Origin of the sequence: Acinetobacter sp. YH12076 (assembly GCF_013419525.1) — a bacterium.
GTDB lineage: Bacteria > Pseudomonadota > Gammaproteobacteria > Pseudomonadales > Moraxellaceae > Acinetobacter > Acinetobacter amyesii.
Genome location: NZ_VOZY01000007.1, coordinates 119,140 through 139,303, shown reverse-complemented (window position 1 = coordinate 139,303; position 20,164 = coordinate 119,140). Strand labels below are relative to the sequence as shown.

Here is a 20,164-nt window from a genome sequence, read left to right as displayed (position 1 = left end):
AAAAACAAATCAGGGGCATCATCATGAATCAATCGATATATATTCGTCCGAATAGTAAGTCACGTTATTTATCACCCGAACAAACTGCTGAATTTGGCGAAAAAGTTGAGCAAATTCGACGTGAAATCATGCAGAGTGTAGGTGAAAAAGATGCAGCGTATATTTATAAAATTCGCAATTTTGTCCGTTATAGTGAGATCGCATCTCGTGGCATGTTGATGTTTGCAGGTTGGATTCCACCAGTTTGGTTAATGAGTACGGGTTTATTGGGTATTTCTAAAATTGTAGAGAACATGGAACTTGGTCATAATGTGATGCATGGTCAGTTTGATTGGTTAAATGACCCGAGTTTAAATGGTGCTAATTATGATTGGGATACCATTGCCACAGGTCAAGACTGGAAATATACCCATAACTATGTGCATCATACCTATACCAATATTGTCGGTATGGACCATGATGTCGGCTATGGCTTAATCCGTGTAAGTGAATCGCAAAAGTGGGAGCCACGTTTCCTTTTTAATATTCCATTGGCTGCCCAACTCATGGTTTTCTTTGAGTGGTATGTCGGCATTCAACGTTTACATTTAGAAGATGTTATTGCGTATAAAACCAAAACTTGGAAAGATGTATGGCATGAAGCAGCCGATGTACGTCAGAAAATTAAGCGCCAAGTGATTAAAGATTATGTGTTTTTCCCGCTTATTGCAGGTCCCAATGCGATTCCTGTATTTGCAGGAAATGCTTTAGCCAACGTGATTCGTAGCTTATGGGCTTCCGCTGTCATCTTTAATGGCCATTTTACTGAAGATGCGGAAAACTTTGAGATGGACAATACCGAAAATGAAACTCGAGCAGAGTGGTATCTCCGTCAAATTCGTGGCTCCAGTAATTTTAGTGGAACACAATGGTTGCATATACTCAGTGGTAATTTGAGTCACCAAATTGAACACCATTTATTCCCTGATATGCCTGCAAACCGCTATGCAGAAGCCGCACCTAAAATTAAAGCACTTTGTGAGGAATATGGTATTCACTACAACGAAGCCAGTTTTATCAAACAGTTTGCCAGCGTTTGGGTTCGACTCGCGAAATGTTCAGTGCCAAATGACTGGCGTGCCGAGCTTAAGGAACGTTCAGCTTCACTTCAGCAGCGCCTTAAACAAAAAATCATGAAGAAAATCGGGTGTTAAAATACAGTATTGTTTAGCAATATTGCCCTTAATGCTTCCAATGGATGATTTCTAAAGCATTAAATTCGCCAAAGTAGCGTTCATCTACTTTGGCTTTTTTAGATATATCTAGCGAGCGAGAGTTATTCAACTACTTGCACGCTATTCTGAATGCCACAAGATTCTACAAAATAAGCATCATGTGAAACGAGGATCACCGCACCTGTATAATGCTGAATGGCTTGAGCCAATAACATTCTAGACTCTATATCTAAGTGACTTTCAGGTTCATCTAACAATAAAAGCTCAATATTCGGTGTTAAATAATTTAAGCCCAACAAGGTCACTTTTAAACGCTCACCACCACTTAAACAGTGAAATGGCAGTTCCGCTTTTTGACCACGGATTCTAAGTTGACCGAGTTGATTACGCCATTCCGTTGACGAAACCTCAGGATTAAACTTTGCCAAATTGTCCAAAACACTCAGTTCAGGTGATAAATTACTCAAGTTTTGATCTAAATACAGGGTATGCACAGACAAAAACGTTTCATGGCTAGACTGTGATGTGGTCTGACTCAAATACTTTAGAAATGTAGATTTACCAATACCATTTTTTCCTTTTAAATGAATTTTTTCACCTGCCTGTAAGGCCAAGTCGAAAGGCTGGTGCTGAGATGTTTTGCGATGAAAATGTTTAACTCTTAAGATTTCTCCTGTTTTTTCAGCGTGATGTTGAAAAACGAATTGCTGCTCTTTGACATGCTCAAGTTGTTGCTGTGACTGAATCAGTTGAGATCTCTTTTCTTCCAATTGCTTCTGCTGTTGTGTTTGAACTGAAGCGAGGCTTTGACCGGCTTGTTCCTTTTTAAAATCGAGTAACACTTTGGCTTGGGTGCTTGACTTGCGTAGGACACGCCCTTGTTGTTCTCGTTTTTGCGCTTTCATCTGTGTTTCGTGTTGTTGTAATTTGAGTTGTTTTAACTCACGCTGCTGTTGTAAAGCATTACGCTGTAAGGCTTTATTTTGCAGATCATTTTGTTGAACGTAGTCTTCATAGTTTCCAGTAACATGACTGAGTCCAAACTCATTTAAAGCATAGATATGCTCTACATGTTGCAGCAATTCTCGATCATGACTGATGACGAATGCACCCGCAGGATGGTTTTTTAAACGATCGATGAGCCATAAGCGTGAGGATGCATCTAAATGGTTACTAGGTTCATCCAAAAGTAAATAGTGGTCAGTTTTTAAAAATAATGCACACAATGCCAATTTGGTTTTTTGCCCCTCACTCAGCTGAGCGACTGGGAAATTTAAATCTGTTGGTAGTGAAGCTTGCTTAAGTTGTTGCTGCCATAGTGCAGGACGGTGCCATTGGTTTTCAGTCAGCTCAAAGTCTTCAAAACTTGCGCTGCCTATTTCGATACGTTGAAATGAGTCATATAAATCTTCAACACCGAGTGCAGAAGCAATCGTGTCAGCTTCTAGTCGAGAAAATTGTGATAAATAGGCATGTGGTACATTCCATGAAATTTCACCTTCATAGGGGAGATCTTTCAGATTTTGCTCATGTAAGATTTTAAGGATGCAGGATTTTCCTAAACCATTGCGACCAATACATGCCGAAAGTTGCTGTTGATTGAGGTTAAATTTCAGGTTTTTAAAAAGTGTTTTGGATGGAAATTCCAAGCTAAATTTGGAAATTGTACAAGCCGTTTGAGTCATAGATGCACCTTGCGATAGCAAAGATGCGCAATACAAATAACTAATTTTACTCTATAAAAAAGACAATATTGGTGAAAATGCAGTCGAAGTCATTAGCCATGTGTTTGCACATCAAAAAAATGGATTTGATGATGAAAAAAACAGGGCTTACTTCATTGGCAAATACTCGAATTAAAAATAAATGGAAAAAATCTTAAGACAGCCTAATGTTGTGCAGTCTAATAAATGTTTATTTATTAATCAATACATCAAATTTTAAAAATAGGTCGCAATTATTTACAGCAGCGTTATTTAATACAACAAAATAGCAAAAAACTATTGTCAAACCGATGAATACAGCGTATTTTAATTTTCAGACAGATACTTTTTGATGAAATCAAGATGTTAAAGCAACCTTTAATCTCAAACGCATATTATTACTTCTGGCAGTTTAGATAATTGCCTGAACGCGTTCGGGCATGAAAAAGGTTGCCCACCAAGTTTATACCTGATCGGCAACCCTGATCAGGTTTTTTTATGTCTTGATTTTTATAATATTTTTGGAGAAATCTCATGTTTACAGTAAATAATTCATATTTTAGCAACGGTTATTGGTTTTACTTTAGTCAATCTATGTCTAAAGCCTTGAAGTCCCAAAGTCCCATAACGCTCAGATAAAAGATCGGACTGTTTATACGTACAGTCCAAAGGAATAGAACCAATGAATGCGCTAAATACAGCTTTACAACAAACTCAAAATTCAGAAATTCAGAAATCTACACAGCCAAAAGAAACACTTTTGAGCTTGCCACATCAACTGAAACAACAATTACCTTTATCAGTTCATGCTGCAGAGCAAATTGCTGCACATCGTGCAACGATTCAAAATATTTTGACGGGTCAAGACCCGCGTCTAATGATTATTAGCGGCCCATGTTCAATCCATGATCCAATTGCTGCGTTGGAATATGCTGAAAAATTAAAACAATTACAGGCACAGGTTTCAGATCAAATTTTTCTTGTGATGCGCGCATACATTGAGAAACCACGTACTACAGTGGGCTGGAAAGGCTATATGTATGACCCAAGTTTAGATGGTTCATCTAATATGCAGTTGGGCTTAGAAAAATCACGTGAGCTGTACTTACAAATTATTGAAATGGGTTTGCCGATCGCCTCTGAAATTTTAAGCCCAATGGCGACGGGTTATTTTGATGACCTTTTGGCTTGGGGTGCAATCGGTGCGCGTACCAGCGAATCACAAATTCATCGTGAAATCTCAAGTCATATGCCATACAGCATCGGTTTCAAAAATGGAACAGATGGATCAATCCAAATTGCACTAGATGCCATTCAATCTGCTTCGCATCCACACCAGTTCTTAGGTATGAGCCAAGCCGGTTTACCGTGTATTTTAGAATCCGTTGGCAACCCGCAAGCACATTTGATTTTACGTGGTTCCAATACAGGTCCAAATTATAGTTTGGCTGAAATAGACAAAATTCGCAGCAAAGCAAAAGGCGATTTACCAGCTTTAGTGATCGATTGTAGTCATGGTAATAGCCATAAAGACCCAATGAAGCAACCTGAAATATTACGTACAATTGTGGCGGAGCGTGAGCATACCCAAGTGCGTGGTGTGATGTTAGAAAGTCATTTAGTGGATGGTAATCAAAAAATTAGTTGTGACATGACTTATGGTCAATCTGTAACAGATGGATGCTTAGGTTGGGACAAAACCATTGATTTAATTCAACAGGTTGCGAATGAACTTCGTGCATCACAAATCAAACGTAGTGCTTAACAATCCAGAGCATACTCAGTCTGAATTAATGTAGCCCAAAGCCTTAGAATATTGATTGTTCTAAGGCTTTTATTTTGAAATTTACTTTATTGTAAACTGTGATGTAAAAATTGAAATATGGCCCATATTTTAAAATATATACTGATAATTCAGTATTTTATGTTTGAGTGAGTCACACTTTTTATGCACAATAATGTCTAAGCCCAATACAGCGCCAGAAATAATGACAATCTGTGCTTGGGTGTTTGAAATTTTATATTGGGGAAGTTGATGTACACTGCTGAATTGCTGGAAGAAGCACGCCGTTTTATGTTCCACATGTTAACAAAAGTAGTTGAATATGGTGGTTCTGATTTATTTATTACGGCAGATTTTCCACCAAGTATTAAACATCAAGGCATGATGAAACCTTTTGGGCAGCAAGCGCTTGATGCTGAGAAAACAAAGCTTTTCGCCTATAGTTTGATGAATGAGAAGCAGCGCAAAGAATTTGAGAAAGAATTAGAATGTAACTTTGCGATTAGTGTGCCAAACGTTTCACGTTTTCGTGTCAATGTATTTCAGCAACAGTTACATGTAGGTATGGTCATTCGTACCATTACCGCAGAAATTCCAAACTTTGAAAAACTTAAATTACCGGCTTCGCTTAAGCATGTAATTATGGAAAAACGTGGTTTGGTTTTAGTGGTTGGCGGAACAGGTTCAGGGAAATCAACCTCTTTAGCGGCGCTGATTGATTATCGAAATGAAAACAGCGCAGGGCATATCATCACTGTTGAAGACCCAGTGGAATATGTGCATAAGCATAAAAAATCCATGATTACACATCGTGAAGTCGGTGTAGACAGTCATTCGTGGCATAACGCCTTAAAAAACACTCTAAGACAAGCGCCAGATGTGATTTTAATCGGTGAAATTCGTGACACCGAGACGATGGAACATGCGATTGCCTTTGCTGAAACAGGGCATTTATGTTTAGGTACGCTACATTCAAATAATGCCAATCAAACCCTAGATCGAATCATTAACTTCTTCCCAGAAGAGCGAAGAAATCAATTGCTTATGGATTTATCGAGCAATATGAAAGCGATTGTTTCGCAGCGATTAATCCGGACTGAAGATGGCAAAGGACGACGTGCAGCCGTTGAAATCATGTTAAACACGCCACTTATTTCAGATTTGATTTTGAAAGGTGAGTTTCATGAATTAAAAGCGATCATGGCAAAATCTCGTGAACTTGGGATGCAAACTTTCGACCAAGCTTTATTTGATTTATATAATGACGGTTCAATTTCTTATGAAGAAGCCTTAAGAAATGCCGATTCAACTAATGAATTACGTTTGCAAATTAAACTGAAAAGTTCACGTGCAAATGGTACTTCAGCGGCTGCGCAATCCTTTAGTATGGTTGAAGAAAAGAAAGAAGAACCTGAAAGTACCGAAGCTTCGGAAGAAATATAAGCTGCATATTCATGCAAATGGTATATAAGCCAATTCAGCCATCATATTGAAATAAAAAAATCAGCCTGAGGGCTGATTTTTTTAGATATTAGAAATATTTACAGGCCAGCTTCATATTGTTCGCTGGTCAATAAAGCATCTACATCAGCCATATTGTCTGGTTTAATTTTATAAATCCAACCTTTGCTATAAGGCGCATCGTTTACAAAATCTGGATCATCTTCAAGGTCTGGATTGACTTCAACAACCACACCAGAAACCGGAGCATGAATATCAGAAGCGGTTTTTACCGACTCAACCACACCCGCTTGTTCGCCAGCAGTGATATGTTGACCAACATCTGGTGCTTCAACATAAACTAAATCACCCAATGCGTCTTGTGCATGATCAGAAATGCCTGTAACAACAAGGTCACCTTCAATTCGCACCCATTCATGTGTACTTGCGTACTTTAAATCTGAAGGATGATTCATTGATAACTCCTTAAATCCATTAAATTCATTTTTGGCATGAGTTATACATGCTTTTTACTTAAAACAAAAGACTTATAAGTACGGATCTTTACGCCAATTGCTTGGGCTACGACCACTCCAACGCTTAAAAGCACGGCTAAAATTGGCGACATCGCTATAGCCCAATTCATCAGCAATTTGCTCTAAGGTAAAATCAGTTCGTGACAGGAGCGAAGTAGCATGACGGTAGCGAACTTCGTCGACCAATGTTGAAAATGAAGTCCCTTCGGCAGCAAGTTGGCGTTTAAGGGTTCGATCGGACATGTGTAGCCGTTCAGCAACACTTTCGATACTTAGATAGTGCTGTTCGGAGTTGGTTAAAATATCACGAACGCGCATGGCAATACGGTGACGTTCGCCCAAAGCTGAGAGTTCAGCTTCACATTGGTTAATCGCGATTTGACTGGCAATTGGGTCTGCATGGACCAATTTATTGGTTAAATATTGCTTATCAAAACTAAGTAAGAGATGTGGCTGATCAAATCTAAATTGGTGGCGTGGATATTTTGCAATAAACCGCTCAAAACCTTCAGGTTGAGGAAAATCAAAATCAATTTCACCAGCAGAATAATCCACACCGGTAATTGCTTTGCCCATGCTGATCATGCCAAAAATTAAGGCAATTGAAATCTCAGTACGCAAAGGCTCAATCGTAACGTCGGTTTGTAGTTGAACAGTAGCTTTGGTTCCAAATGTCGAGAAAAAAAGCTGTAAAAAGGGCATGCGTAACTGAATAAAACGGTTTGCCAAGACTAAGGCATCGGTTATGTCCTTCGCCGTCATGATGGCATAGCCAATAAAACCATGAATCGAGATGCGCATTTGGTTGCCTAAATGAAAACCTAATGTTGGCTCACCAGTTAAACGTAGTGCGTGCTCTACCAATTGATTGGCGATGGGTGTTGGAATACGGAAATCTGGTTCAGCCAATTGTTCGCTGTTTAATCCGAAGGGACTAAATAATGTCTCTGCAGTGTAGCCCCATCGAGAGACCACATCTAAAAGGAGCAATCCATATACTCCGGGAATACCCTGATCCTGACGGGAATTAATTGTTTTCATAGCGTTCCGTTGCAATGCGGGTTTTTCTTCTGTTCAAGCTTATATTGGCATGATTCTGTGTTGTATCCCACAAAAATTGTTGGACAAACTGACTAGGCTCAACTATTTATAGCGGCCTACCTTAGCGTTGTAAAGTAGGCCGTTAAGGATTAATTCGGTTTAAAATCTTTGGAAAAGACCACAATTTTGGTCGTAGACATATACAGAACGTCATTGTGCTGATTGAGCGCTTGAGTAACATAGGTCACAATGCCGCGGTCTGTCTTACTTTTCGACGGAGTAATTGCTGATATTTCAACTTCTACACGAATTTTATCCCCCGGACGTGTTGGGCGCGGCCAACGCAGACTTGACTCTGAGCCAATTAAGCCATAAGCCACAGGGAAACATTCAGTCCATAAGCGCATTGTTACAGCAGCAGTATGCCAACCACTTGCCGCTAGCCCTTGAAAGATCGGGTGTTGTTGGGCTTTGACTTCATCTGTATGAAATTCCTGAGGATCATAAGCGTTGGCAAATTTTTTTATTTCTTCAACAGTCATTTCATATTCACGACTGCTAAAGTGATCACCAACTTTAAGGTCTTCCAGATACAGCATTTTCATCTTCCTTTGATTCTACTTTATGTTGTTCTATTAAAAAGCCACCGGTTTGACGCTGCCACAAGTGTGCATAAATACCATTCAAAGCGACAAGCTCTTCATGGGTGCCTTGCTCAGCAATACGTCCTTGATCCAAGACAATCAATCGATCCATTTGCGCAATTGTTGACAGTCGATGCGCAATGGCAATCACAGTTTTGCCTTGCATCAAATCATCTAAACTCGATTGAATCGCAGCTTCGACTTCTGAATCGAGCGCACTTGTGGCTTCATCTAAAATTAAAATTGGTGCGTCTTTTAAAAATACTCGAGCAATTGCAATACGTTGACGCTGACCGCCAGATAATTTAACACCACGTTCACCAACAAATGCGTCATAGCCCCGTTGACCACGTAAATCGATCAATTGAGGAATGAATTCATCAGCTTTCGCTTTGCGTACTGCATCATACATTTCTTCATCAGTCGCATTCGGACGGCCATATTTAATATTTTCTTCAACCGTGCGATGCAATAACGAGGTGTCTTGGGTCACCAAAGCAATATTTTTTCTTAAGCTATCTTGGGTAATATCTTCTATATTTTGGCCATCAATCGAAATACGACCATGGTTGATATCGTAAAAGTGGAGCAAAAGTTGAATTAATGTCGATTTTCCGGCACCTGAACGCCCGACTATACCGATTTTTTCACCTGGTCGAATGGTTAAATTAAATTGATCGATGACATTTTTATCATTATAAGCAAAACTGACATCTTCAAATTTAATTTCGCCTTGCTGTACTTTTAAGTCGGTTGCATCAGGTTTATCTTGAATATGAATCGGGCGGCCCATAGTCTTCATACCATCTTGAATTGTCCCGACATTTTCAAAAAGGGCAGACGTTTGCCACATCATAAACTCGGAAATACTACTGAGTTTTAAAATCATGGCGGTCGCTGCTGCAATGACCCCAAGCTCAGCTTGACCATCCATCCAGAGCCAAACGGCTGTTCCAAGTACGCCACCATATAAAACAATGATCAGCAAATTCGTCGCGATGTTGTATTTTGCAGCAAGTCGCATTTGCTTATACACCGTCACCATAAATTCTTTCATTGAGGCTTTGGCATATTGGCTTTCACGGCCTGCATGGGCAAACAATTTCACCGTTTGAATATTGGTGTAGGCATCGGTGACACGACCAGTCATTACTGCGCGTGCATTGGCTTGTTCATTTGAAATTTTGCTTAATTTAGGGATGAAATAGCATGCAGAACCAATAAATAAAGCCAGCCAAAGTAATAATGGAACAATCAACAGTGGCGATATAGCACCTAAAATCACGGTGATCGAAATCAGGTAAATGAAGACATAGGCCAACATGTCACCAAGAATAATCCAAAACTCACGTACAGCCAGTGAAGTTTGCATGACTTTGGCAGATAAACGACCTGCAAAGTCGTTGTGGAAGAAATCTAAACTTTGTTTCAGTAATAAGTTATGAAATCTCCAACGTAGGCGCATTGGAAAGGTGCTATATAGAATCTGATGTTTAATAATGGTTTGAAGGCAAGAAAAGAAGATATTTGCCAATAAAATAAAGCTCAAAATGGTCAGATTGGTCTGGTGCTGCTGTAAAAAGGTTTCAGGTTGAGACTTACTGATCCAATTGACTAAATCGCCAATTTTGGAATAAAGCAATGCTTCAAAACTCGCCACACCAGCTGTACAGAGTACCAATAACAATAGGTATTTTTTTACGCCAGTCGCAGCTTGCCATACAAAGGGGAAAAATTTTGTCGGCAATGGTTTATTCAAGTCCTGTTCAGGATAAGCGTCAACTAAATTTTCAAACCATTTAAGCATGCAGATAACCTGAGAATTTTACTGTAATTAATCTTTCTTTCTTCAGCTCTGAGTGTAATGGATTCGCTGGTTTTTCTCCATTTTGATTTGTTTATTTACTTAAAAACTTGGCTGCAAAAGTTCATAGAATTAAAATGTACAACCCGATTACGACCTTGGCGTTTTGCTTCGTATAGAGCAATATCGGCTTGTTTAATTAACTGATCAAGTTTGGCGTGGTTAGGGTCAATTTTGGAAACACCAATGGAGATCGAAAATTTCACCAATTGACCATCTATATAAAACTGGTATTGTTCCATTTTATGTCTTAACCGTTCAGCAATTTTTAATGCATCTTCTGGGACGGTATAAGGCAAAAGTACAATAAATTCTTCACCCCCGAAACGCGCCAATATATCGTAAAAACGCAATTCTTTCCGTGCAATTTCAGCAATTTGGCATAACACTTGATCGCCGACATCATGTCCGTATTGATCATTAATCGCTTTAAAATGATCGACATCAAAAATCAAAAGACTGGTACAGACCGTCATTGGGGTTTCTTGGATTTTTTTATTTGCAGCATGTACAAATTGGCGACGATTGCTTAACTGGGTTAATTCATCCGTATGGGCAATTTTGCGCAGGGTATGAAAGTTCCAGTCATCTAGCAGCGCTCTTAGAAACGTTTTACGAGAGTTGAGCGTAGAGTTCCAGCAGATATACATACTGAACAGCAGCACAGGAACGTACACCAATAAAAATATTGTAAAATCACCAAAATCATTAATGCGCCATGCGCCAAAAAGGATCGCTGCCGTGATCATGGCTGAGGTGATGATCGAAGGGCGAAAATGCACATGAATACTTAAATTACCCAATACAATCAAAATAATGGCGGCATATTGATAGCTATGAACCAGTTCATTTTTCGACTGAAGTAATATCTCAAACCAGAGAATCGCTGAAAGACAAGTGGCGAGTGGCAAAATTAAATCAAGCAATTTAATCTGTTTGATATATTTAAACAGAACATAATTTAGGCTAAATGCACCAATAATGGCAATGATACGTATCACACCCGAAAGCATTTCTATGTCTGGCAGGACATAGCGATCTGCCCAAAAATAGATTAAAAAAGCCAATTGAGCGAAATAGTTGACCTGTTTTAAATAGTCTTTCTGTTTGTAGTACAAAAATTTGTAATAAGCATTTTTAAACTGTGCCGGAATACGTGCAATCGGGTCAGATAAAGCACGCTCAATACGGACACGATTCTCTAGGTCACATGCTTCTGCCTGTATAAGCGTATGTTTGGCAGAAGTGCGATTCATCGATTCTATGAGTAATTGTGATTCGTTTTTAACTGATTTCCGAGAAGGTTGATTGGGGCCTTCCATGATCAAGTTCCTATTTTAGAAGCGTTTTTATGCAACTGTTAACAAATAGTATCTAAAAATGTCTACATTTGTATAGTATTTGTTCTGATTTTTTAATTATATTTAGTTGTTTCGGATGAATTATATTTTTAAGGAATCGAGCGATTAGCGCATTTATCTGATTCGCTTTTATTCCTTATATCGCATGATCTAAAGTAATTGCGGAAGTAGAGGGGGGTAACCGATAGCCCCAAGTATATTCAAAAGCCATTGTGACTTTTTTAATTTGCGGAATTTCTTCTTTGAATATACATGGGGAGAGGAAAGTTTAGCTCTTAACTTTTATCGGCATTTGGTTGAACGAGGTCTTTAAAATCGGCACTAGAAGGGGCTTGATAGATTTTAAGACCAAACTCAGGTGTGATTGCAATCAGATGATCAAAGATATCAGATTGAATCGCTTCATAATCTTTCCATGCAATTGTTTTACTAAAAGCATAAATCTCTAAAGGTATGCCTTCACTCGTGGGTTGTAACTGACGCACCAAAATCGTTTGGTGTTGGGCAATGCCTGAATGCTGTTGCAAGTAGAATTCTACATAGGCACGAAAGGTCCCAAGATTGGTTAAACGGCGCTGATTATATTTCGATTGATTTGAAAGTTGCTGATTAAACTGAGCAAGCTCTTCATGCTTATGATCAAGATATTGATCTAGCAATAAAAATTCTTTGAGTTTATTTTGCTCATCCTGTGTCATGAAATGAATAGAGCTTTGATCAATATAAAGCGAGCGTTTGATGCGGCGCACACCTGACTGTGCCATACCACGCCAGTTTTTAAAGGTGTCAGTCACCAGTTTATTGGTTGGAATCGTGGTAAAGGTCTTATCAAAGTTCTGCACGGTAATGGTATGTAATGACATATCAATGACATCGCCATCTGCATTAAGCGACGGCATCTCAATCCAGTCACCAATTCGCACCATATCATAAGAAGAAATTTGTACCGAAGCCACCAGTGACAAAATGGTGTTCTGAAAAACCAACATGAGCACAGCCGCCATAGCACCAAAGCCTGCGAGTAATGTAAATACATCTTTTTTCAGGAAAGTACCTAAAATCATCAGGCCACACACCAAAAAAATGATCAATTTGACCAACTGCAAATAGCCTTTAATCGGTTTGTTTCTAGATTTTGGATTACGTTGGTAAATCAGATTAAAAATATTCAGTAATTCAGAAATTGCCAAAGCAATGGTCAAGAAAATAAAAGCCTGACAAGCCATCTGCACGATTGAAGTAAATTTCACAGATAAATGTGGGACTGTGGTTATGCCATTTAAGATCACAATTGCTGGAACAATGTTAGCAAAGCGTTTAATCACACTATGTTCTGACAAAATTTGACTATGGCTAAAGGCCATTTTAGAAACGAGCTTACGAATTCCACGCACCACGATTTGCTTGGCGATAAAATTTGCAATGATGGCAAAAATAATAATGAGACTGAGCGATGTCAGCATTTCTAACCAAGGGTATTGATCTGACCAATCTTGAATATTTTTAATGAACTGAAATTTTTCCAAAATTATCCTACTCTTATTGAAGTAAATGAAAGGCTTAATGATCAAACTATTGTAATTATGATGATTATATAAGCAATTTTATACTCGTAAACTTTACGGAGTTACGACATGTATAGTCCATAATGTTACTTATTTTGTGCTAAAAATGATTTTTTGAAGGTATAACCTAATTGATGAACTAAAATAAATAAATGTTGAGCTAAAAAAAGCCCCCTAATTAGGAGCTTCATTAGCGATATGAAATGCTTACCACATTAAATCATCAGGAATTACATAAGCTGCATATGGATCTTCTTCATCCGTGGTTTGCTCATTCACTTCAGAATTATTCACAATAATAAAGCCTTCCATTTTCGCATTAATACGGTCGGCTAATTCTTTTGGTAAAAAAGCATAGTTGCTATTTTCACGTGCAATAACAAGACTACCCGCAACAAGGGCATTATAAATTTGCTGATTGATATAAAGCTTTTTGATCTTGGTATCATCGATAAATTGATAGGTCGATTCGCCATCGGTATCACGAATTTTATGCTGATTAATCATTTGCATGATGGCAGCTTTTAATTCTTTTTCTTGCAAAACTGCTTTACGATCTTGCTCTAAAGCATGATCTTTGGCCATTTTCTGCTGCTGATCTTGCTCAATTTTCGCCTTGATTTCAGCATCTTTACTTTCACCAGTACGTTTTTCATGTACGGCTTGTTTAGACAATTTTTTTGCCTTTTTATTATCGACCAGACCTGCTTTAAGCAGTTGCGCCTGTAATGCATTTTTAACCATAGTACGTTCCAACTAATCGTGTATATGTCGATAATGAAAATAGATGATCCAATATACCGCGCTCATGATTAAACTGAGTGCGGCAGGAATCAAGAATGCGTTTAATTTTAAATAAGGATAAAGCCAACTGGCAAGTATGCCACCAACGATAAATCCAGCCAAAATTAATAAATGTAAGACCACACGTTTAGACTCAACCGGAAGTCCACGGGCTTTATAACCCAAAGCCAAACCTAAATCGGTCAAAACACCAGAGAGGTGTGTGGTACGTATAATGGTACCTTTATAGTGGCTAACCATTGCATTTTGTACACCCATCGCCACACAAGCCCAAAGCAAAGCATAACGTGGAAAATAGGGCAATAGCAGCCAACACAGGACAATAAAAAAAGCCACCAAGCTTAAGGGGACGCCATAACGTCGCGTTAAGCTAAAGTGACTATTTCCAAGAATAAGCCCACTATAAAATGAGCCAATCACATAACAAAGCAAGACTAAACTCAAATAAATAATCGTAGCTGGCTGCCATGCAATGAAGGCCATGGCTAACATACTGACATTACCGGTCATGTGAGATACTGACTGGTGCAAGATGGTCACCAGTCCAAGTACATTAATCATTCCTGCATTCACTGCGAGGAAAAAAGCACCCAGTTGTATCCAAAGCGGTAAAGTCTGTAAAGGCATGGCCTCGCCTTAAAAAGTATCCAATATCAGGATATTATCTTAAACCACGGTCTACTGCAGCTGTAAATAATACGTCAGTCGAAGAGTTTAAAGCGGTTTCAGTTGAATCTTGGAGTACGCTAATAACCATACCAATGGCTACAACTTGCATCGCGATATCACTTGAAATACCAAACAGGCCACAAGCCACTGGAATAAGCAGCAATGAACCACCAGCAACACCTGAAGCACCACATGCAGAAACGGTAGCAACGACTGATAAAATCAACATTGTGCTGAAATCAACAGAAATGCCCAAAGTATGAACTGCTGCTAGTGTGAGGACTGTAATTGTGACCGATGCACCTGCCATATTGACAGTTGCACCTAAAGGAATCGCTACGCTTGCAGTTGACTCTGGTACACCAAGACGCTTTGCAAGGTCTAAGTTAACTGGAATGTTTGCAGCGGAACTACGTGTAAAGAATGCAGTGATACCACTTTCACGTAGACATTGGAAAACCAATGGGAACGGGTTTGAGCGAGTCATAAATGCCACCATTAGTGGGTTAATGACCAAAGCTACAAAGAACATGGTACCGAGTAATACCGCAAGTAAGTGCGCATAACTAACAAGCGTTTTTAGACCTGAGTCGGCAAATGTAACAGCAACCAAACCGAAGATACCAATAGGTGCAAAGTTAATCACTAAACGGATCACTTTATTCACTGCATCAGCAGCGTCAGATACAAAGACTTTGGTGTTCTCTGATGCATGACGAAATGCAATACCTAAGGCAACAGCCCAAGCCAAAATACCAATGAAATTTGCTTCAGAAATTGCTGTAACAGGGTTTGCGACAAAACTTAATAATAAGTTTTTCAATATTTCAGCAAGACTGCCTGGCGGCACAAGGTTTTCTGCAGCAACATCAAGAATTAATGTACTAGGGAATAAAAGGCTTGCTACTACTGAACTTAAAGCAGCAAGGAACATACCAATAGCGTACATCAATATAATTGGTTTAATATATGCATTACTGCTACCCACTTTGAAATTTGCAATGGATGACAGCACAAGTACAAAGACCAGTATCGGTGCTACGGATTTCAATGCCTTAATGAATAAATCACCAAGCAAACTTAAATAGGGTGCAACGCCTGGAGCAACAACAGCAACCAATACACCTAAAATAATGGCGATAATAATTCGGGTTACTAAACTCAAGCGTGTAAATGCTGAAAACATAGGAGAGCCTTGTCAGAATTACAATGACAAAATGATGAAAATTAGCCCTGTATTTTATACGAAAATGTCGCATGCTTAAAAAATAATTTAATTTAAAAATAAACCTTTGTTTTTTATAATCTATTTTTGTGTATTAAAATGTAAACCCTTCAAAACTCACTGTTTATCAAATTCGCATTGATTAAACAGTGAGCTAATAGGCCTTTAAATTTGGTACTCAGAACTGGCTGTCGCAAGCTCTTTAACTGCTTGATAGTGGGTGAGAAAAATTTGACCACTCAAATGCGTGAGTAGTTTTGAGTGCTGCAATTTGTCCATGACAGGGCCTTTGACCTCGGAAAAATGCAGTCGAATATCTAATTTTGATAATTCAGCATTTAAATCTTCCAACATTTCTAAGGCACTGAGGTCAATTGAACTGACGCTTGAGCAGTTGATAACAACATGTTCTAGGTCAATATTTTCACTGACTTCATTGATCAAGAAACCTTTAAGCGTATTGGCATTTAAAAACGAGATATTTTCATCTATACGGAGCGACAGAATATGTGGTGCGGTATAGACATGATGGCGCTGTACATTGCGGAAGTGCTGTGTGCCCTCGACTAAACCGATCACCGCAATGTGTGGACGACTGATGCGCCATAACAACAGAATAAAGGTAGAAATAATACCAATAATGAGACCAGTAGAAATGTCGATACACACCACACCGAAAAAGGTCACCCACATCGCAATACCATCAGCTTTTGAATAACGCCATGTATCCACAAAAGGTTTAAAGTCGACTAATTTCCAAATAGAAACAATAATCGTGGCCGCCAAGATCACTAAAGGTAAGTCTTGGAAAAAACCAGTGAAGTAGAGACTGACAACGATAATCAGCAATGACGACAACACGCCAGCCATCGGTGTTTTTGCACCTGCATCTGCATTAACAACTGTACGCGATAAGCTACCCGTCACAGGAAAGGCAGAGCTAACACCTGCGCTTAGATTGGCTAAACCTAAAGCGATCAACTCTTGGTTACTATTGAGTTGGCTGCGTTGTTGTAAGGCAGTGGCTTGGGCGATAGACAGTGACTCAACAAAACTGATCATGGCAATCATTGTTGCACCGGGCAGTAAGGTTTGTACCAGTTCCCAGTTCCAATGTGGAAAGCTTAAGGGTGGAAAATCTGAAGGAATTTCACCGACGGTTTTAATCCCGACATTTTGCAGGTCAAATAACATCACTGATGCAATTGAGATCACCACTAGTATCAATGGAAGTGCTTTACTTAGAAAGGCAGTAGAGCCGAATCGAGATTGAATTGATTGAGTGGCCAACATTTTTGGTACATAGATTAAAAACAGTATGGCCAGCACACCAAAGATGAGTGAAGCAAAGTGAGTTAAACTCAGGTATTCCCACAGACTTAAAACAAACTCAGGGATGTTGTTGGCTTTTAGCGGGACATCGACGAGAAACTTAAACTGACCGAGCGCAATGAGCAGAGCCGAGGCAATAATGAAGCTTTTAATGACAGGATGACTGATCAGCTGAATTAAAAAACCAAAACGTAGTACACCTAGCATCAGAGAAATCAGGCCGACCATTAAGGCCAAAAGTGTCGCTGCTTCAATATAAACAGGCGAACCAACTTCAAATAGCGGATTGAGCGTGGCGAAAGTCATCATCGAAATGATTGCCACAGGGCCAATCGATAAGGTTGAACTTCCACCAATGAGGGCGTAGACAATCATCGGTAAAATACTGGCATATAAACCCATGATTGGAGGTAAACCTGCAAGCATGGAATACGCCATACCTTGAGGGACTAACATGGCAATCACGATCAGCGAAGCAAGTACATCAGATTTAAATTTCACGGGGCTGTAGTGCTGTAACCACTGCCAAGCTGGAAATTTCTGTAAGAAATGAGGTTTTAAATCTGACATAAACTTATCTAAATCACAATTTCATATATATTATGCACAAAAAATGCTAAGAAGTCTTGTGCAATAAATTTGACCGTACAATATTGCAGTACATTTGTGGGATATATAAGAAACCATCATTCTAAATGAATTAATGAAAAGTATGAGCTGATTTAAAGCTTAGGATATTCGAAATAATTATTGATATTTAAAAGAAGTGTGGAGGGTAAATTAAGGTATTGAATTGCTGTCCATTGCGATAATTCATCTATAGTGGTGCAAGAACAGCATGTCTGGCTTGAAATTTTAAAATAACTGAGTGTTATTTATAAGATTGGTTGCAATACAATTGGTAAAGAGTATTGAGAACTTGAACTAAATTTGCATCTTTAATTGAATAATAAATTTGCTTTCCATCACGACGCGTGGTCACAACATCACTTTTGCGTAACATCATCAGTTGTTGTGAGAGGGTTGGCTGTTTAATATCAGTGATTTCTTCAATCTGAGACACATTCAATTCTTGCTGTGCTAGATGACATAAAATTAGTAGACGATCCGTATTTGCCAGCGACTTTAAAACGCCCACGACTAATTCGGCAGAATCACGCATAGTAGTGATTTCCAGATCGGTATTCATTGGATATGTCCATACGATTAACAACAGCTCAAGTATACGGATATCACGGCTTAATACATTGAATAAATAAGACAATTTCTATGGTTTTTTATGAAATCAAATATCATTAATTTTTATAAGTTTAAATTTAGTTAATCAGTTAAATTTATTGCTTGATTTTAGTGCAAGCTTTCGCAAAATGCACATAAATATAAGACATTAGCTTAAAAAATCATGCACACTTTGAAAATAATTGTATCATCTAAAGATCGTATTCAATAAATACACAAGGGATAAATAGTCATGACAACAGATTCAGCTTTTCCAGCAACGAGTAATTTAGGTATCGCAGTATATAGTAATAACGCTGAAGCGATTGGTAATACACCTTTAGTTCGTATTAATCGTGCGATTCAGTCAGAAGCAACGGTCTTGGCTAAAGTTGAAAGCCGTAACCCAGCATTTTCAGTGAAATGTCGTGTAGGTGCAGCTCTCATTGCAGATGCAGAAGAAAATGGTTTATTAAAACCGGGTATGCATATTGTAGAACCTACAAGTGGCAATACAGGCATTGCTTTGGCATTTGTTGCAGCAGCGAAAGGTTATGCAATTACATTAACCATGCCAGCAAGTATGAGTATCGAACGCCGTAAGGTGTTGAAATCTTTTGGTGCAAATCTCGTATTGACTGAACCTGCTAAAGGCATGAAAGGTGCAGTCGAAGAAGCACAGCGCCTCGTTGCCGAACATCCTGAAACGTATTATTTACCACAACAGTTTGAAAACCCTGCAAACCCTAAAATTCATGAATTGACCACTGGCCCAGAAATTTGGGAAGCAACTGGTGGTAAAGTGGATATTTTAGTATCGGGCGTAGGTACAGGTGGTACGATTTCTGGCATTTCAAGTTATTTTGAAAAAGTGAAAAATCAGCCGCTTTATTCTGTTGCGGTAGAACCTGCTGAATCTCCGATTATTGCCCAAGCGAAAAAAGGCGAAACACTTACTCCTGGGCCACACAAAATTCAAGGGATTGGCGCTAACTTTATTCCGGGTAACTTAGATCTAGACCTTGTTGATGAAGTGATCGGTATTGAAAGTGCTGAAGCAATTGAGTGGGCGCGTAAAACGGCAACTCATGACGGTATTTTAGTGGGTATCTCTAGCGGTGCTGCTATGGCTGCGGCGGCAAAACTTGCTGCACGTCCTGAGAATGCAGGCAAAACCATTGTGGTCATTTTACCGGATGGTGGTGAACGTTACCTTTCTTCAGTTTTATTTGAAGATATTAGTGCTGACTAATAATTCTGACATGAAAAAAAGCCCATTCAATTGAATGGGCTTTTTTATTGATGATTTTGCTATTTGTACGTGTCTTAAGCCGCGTCTTGATCATCGTTTTTGGGATTTTGTTGTTTAATTTTTCGTTTAGGCGGTTCATGTCCTAACTTTCTAGCGATGTATTTAAACAGGAAGCCTAAGAGTATGCATATCGTGACAGCAGGGATAACCACTTGAGTGAGCCAAACATCAATATGATCTAGACTCCAACTTAAAATTAAAAATAAAAAAGCACACAAATATGCGCAGTTAAAGCAAATGTTCGACAGTTTGTACATGCGAAAGAGAGTAATTCGTTTGGTGGTCACGAATCTCTATCTTACTGAATAATGAGGAAATGTGTAGTTTTAATATCAGAAAAACAAACTAATTGAATAATGATTATTCAATATTATTGATTATATTTTTGAATATTCGCAATTTTTTATATCGTAAAAAAAAGCCTTGCTGTGAGTCAGAAAAACTTGACCTTCC

At 38.8% G+C, this 20,164-nt stretch carries 16 protein-coding genes; 4 read left to right on the top strand and 12 right to left on the bottom strand.

Features of this window, described 5'->3' with window-relative positions; all coding sequences use genetic code 11:
- The first annotated feature begins 23 nt into the window (after positions 1-23).
- Positions 24-1,193 carry an acyl-CoA desaturase gene (locus tag FTU22_RS08815; RefSeq protein ID WP_180094016.1) on the top strand — a complete coding sequence of 390 codons (1,170 nt, stop codon included), beginning with the start codon at positions 24-26 and terminating at the stop codon, positions 1,191-1,193.
- Positions 1,194-1,315: 122 nt separating this feature from the next.
- Here FTU22_RS08815 and FTU22_RS08810 read toward each other — a convergent pair whose 3' ends face one another.
- A complete protein-coding gene (locus FTU22_RS08810) occupies positions 1,316-2,899 on the bottom strand; it encodes an ATP-binding cassette domain-containing protein (RefSeq protein WP_180094014.1) in 1,584 nt (527 codons plus the stop codon).
- 700 nt (positions 2,900-3,599) lie between these two features.
- On the opposite strand from FTU22_RS08810, the gene FTU22_RS08805 reads away from it, so the two are divergent.
- Positions 3,600-4,682, top strand: a complete 1,083-nt coding sequence (locus FTU22_RS08805; RefSeq protein ID WP_180094012.1) for a 3-deoxy-7-phosphoheptulonate synthase — start codon at positions 3,600-3,602, stop codon at positions 4,680-4,682.
- A 270-nt stretch (positions 4,683-4,952) separates the two neighbouring features.
- Entirely contained in the window at positions 4,953-6,143 is a 1,191-nt protein-coding gene (locus tag FTU22_RS08800; protein ID WP_180094010.1) for a PilT/PilU family type 4a pilus ATPase, read from the top strand.
- Between the two features lie 98 nt (positions 6,144-6,241).
- On the opposite strand, the gene gcvH is transcribed toward FTU22_RS08800, so the two are convergent.
- The 11 genes from gcvH to FTU22_RS08745 all read right to left on the bottom strand — a co-directional run bounded on the left by gcvH (position 6,242) and on the right by FTU22_RS08745 (position 18,370).
- Positions 6,242-6,616, bottom strand: a complete 375-nt coding sequence (gene gcvH, locus FTU22_RS08795) for a glycine cleavage system protein GcvH (RefSeq protein WP_078193810.1) — start codon at positions 6,614-6,616, stop codon at positions 6,242-6,244.
- Between the two features lie 72 nt (positions 6,617-6,688).
- Entirely contained in the window at positions 6,689-7,717 is a 1,029-nt protein-coding gene (locus FTU22_RS08790) for an AraC family transcriptional regulator (RefSeq protein ID WP_078190954.1), read from the bottom strand.
- Between the two features lie 149 nt (positions 7,718-7,866).
- Positions 7,867-8,316 carry a MaoC family dehydratase gene (locus FTU22_RS08785; protein WP_180085027.1) on the bottom strand — a complete coding sequence of 150 codons (450 nt, stop codon included), beginning with the start codon at positions 8,314-8,316 and terminating at the stop codon, positions 7,867-7,869.
- Positions 8,294-10,168, bottom strand: a complete 1,875-nt coding sequence (locus FTU22_RS08780; protein ID WP_180094008.1) for an ABC transporter ATP-binding protein — start codon at positions 10,166-10,168, stop codon at positions 8,294-8,296. The genes FTU22_RS08785 and FTU22_RS08780 overlap by 23 nt, the downstream gene beginning before the upstream one ends.
- A gap of 95 nt (positions 10,169-10,263) precedes the next feature.
- Positions 10,264-11,547 carry a sensor domain-containing diguanylate cyclase gene (locus FTU22_RS08775; protein WP_257225905.1) on the bottom strand — a complete coding sequence of 428 codons (1,284 nt, stop codon included), beginning with the start codon at positions 11,545-11,547 and terminating at the stop codon, positions 10,264-10,266.
- A 314-nt stretch (positions 11,548-11,861) separates the two neighbouring features.
- A complete protein-coding gene (locus tag FTU22_RS08770) occupies positions 11,862-13,112 on the bottom strand; it encodes a mechanosensitive ion channel family protein (RefSeq protein ID WP_180094006.1) in 1,251 nt (416 codons plus the stop codon).
- 246 nt (positions 13,113-13,358) lie between these two features.
- Positions 13,359-13,895, bottom strand: a complete 537-nt coding sequence (locus tag FTU22_RS08765; protein ID WP_180094004.1) for a DUF2058 domain-containing protein — start codon at positions 13,893-13,895, stop codon at positions 13,359-13,361.
- Positions 13,896-13,907: 12 nt separating this feature from the next.
- Positions 13,908-14,582, bottom strand: coding sequence for a YoaK family protein (locus FTU22_RS08760; RefSeq protein ID WP_180094002.1), 675 nt, complete (start codon positions 14,580-14,582; stop codon positions 13,908-13,910).
- A gap of 34 nt (positions 14,583-14,616) precedes the next feature.
- Positions 14,617-15,810, bottom strand: a complete 1,194-nt coding sequence (gene sstT / locus FTU22_RS08755; RefSeq protein ID WP_180094000.1) for a serine/threonine transporter SstT — start codon at positions 15,808-15,810, stop codon at positions 14,617-14,619.
- 204 nt (positions 15,811-16,014) lie between these two features.
- On the bottom strand, positions 16,015-17,751 hold the full coding sequence (locus tag FTU22_RS08750) for a SulP family inorganic anion transporter (protein WP_180093998.1): 1,737 nt from the start codon (positions 17,749-17,751) through the stop codon (positions 16,015-16,017).
- A gap of 301 nt (positions 17,752-18,052) precedes the next feature.
- Positions 18,053-18,370, bottom strand: a complete 318-nt coding sequence (locus FTU22_RS08745) for a helix-turn-helix transcriptional regulator (protein ID WP_078193801.1) — start codon at positions 18,368-18,370, stop codon at positions 18,053-18,055.
- A gap of 282 nt (positions 18,371-18,652) precedes the next feature.
- Between FTU22_RS08745 and cysK the strand changes: the two genes are divergently transcribed.
- Positions 18,653-19,651: a cysteine synthase A gene (gene cysK, locus FTU22_RS08740; protein ID WP_180093996.1), complete on the top strand. Its 999-nt coding sequence runs from the start codon at positions 18,653-18,655 to the stop codon at positions 19,649-19,651.
- Positions 19,652-20,164: the final 513 nt, after the last annotated feature.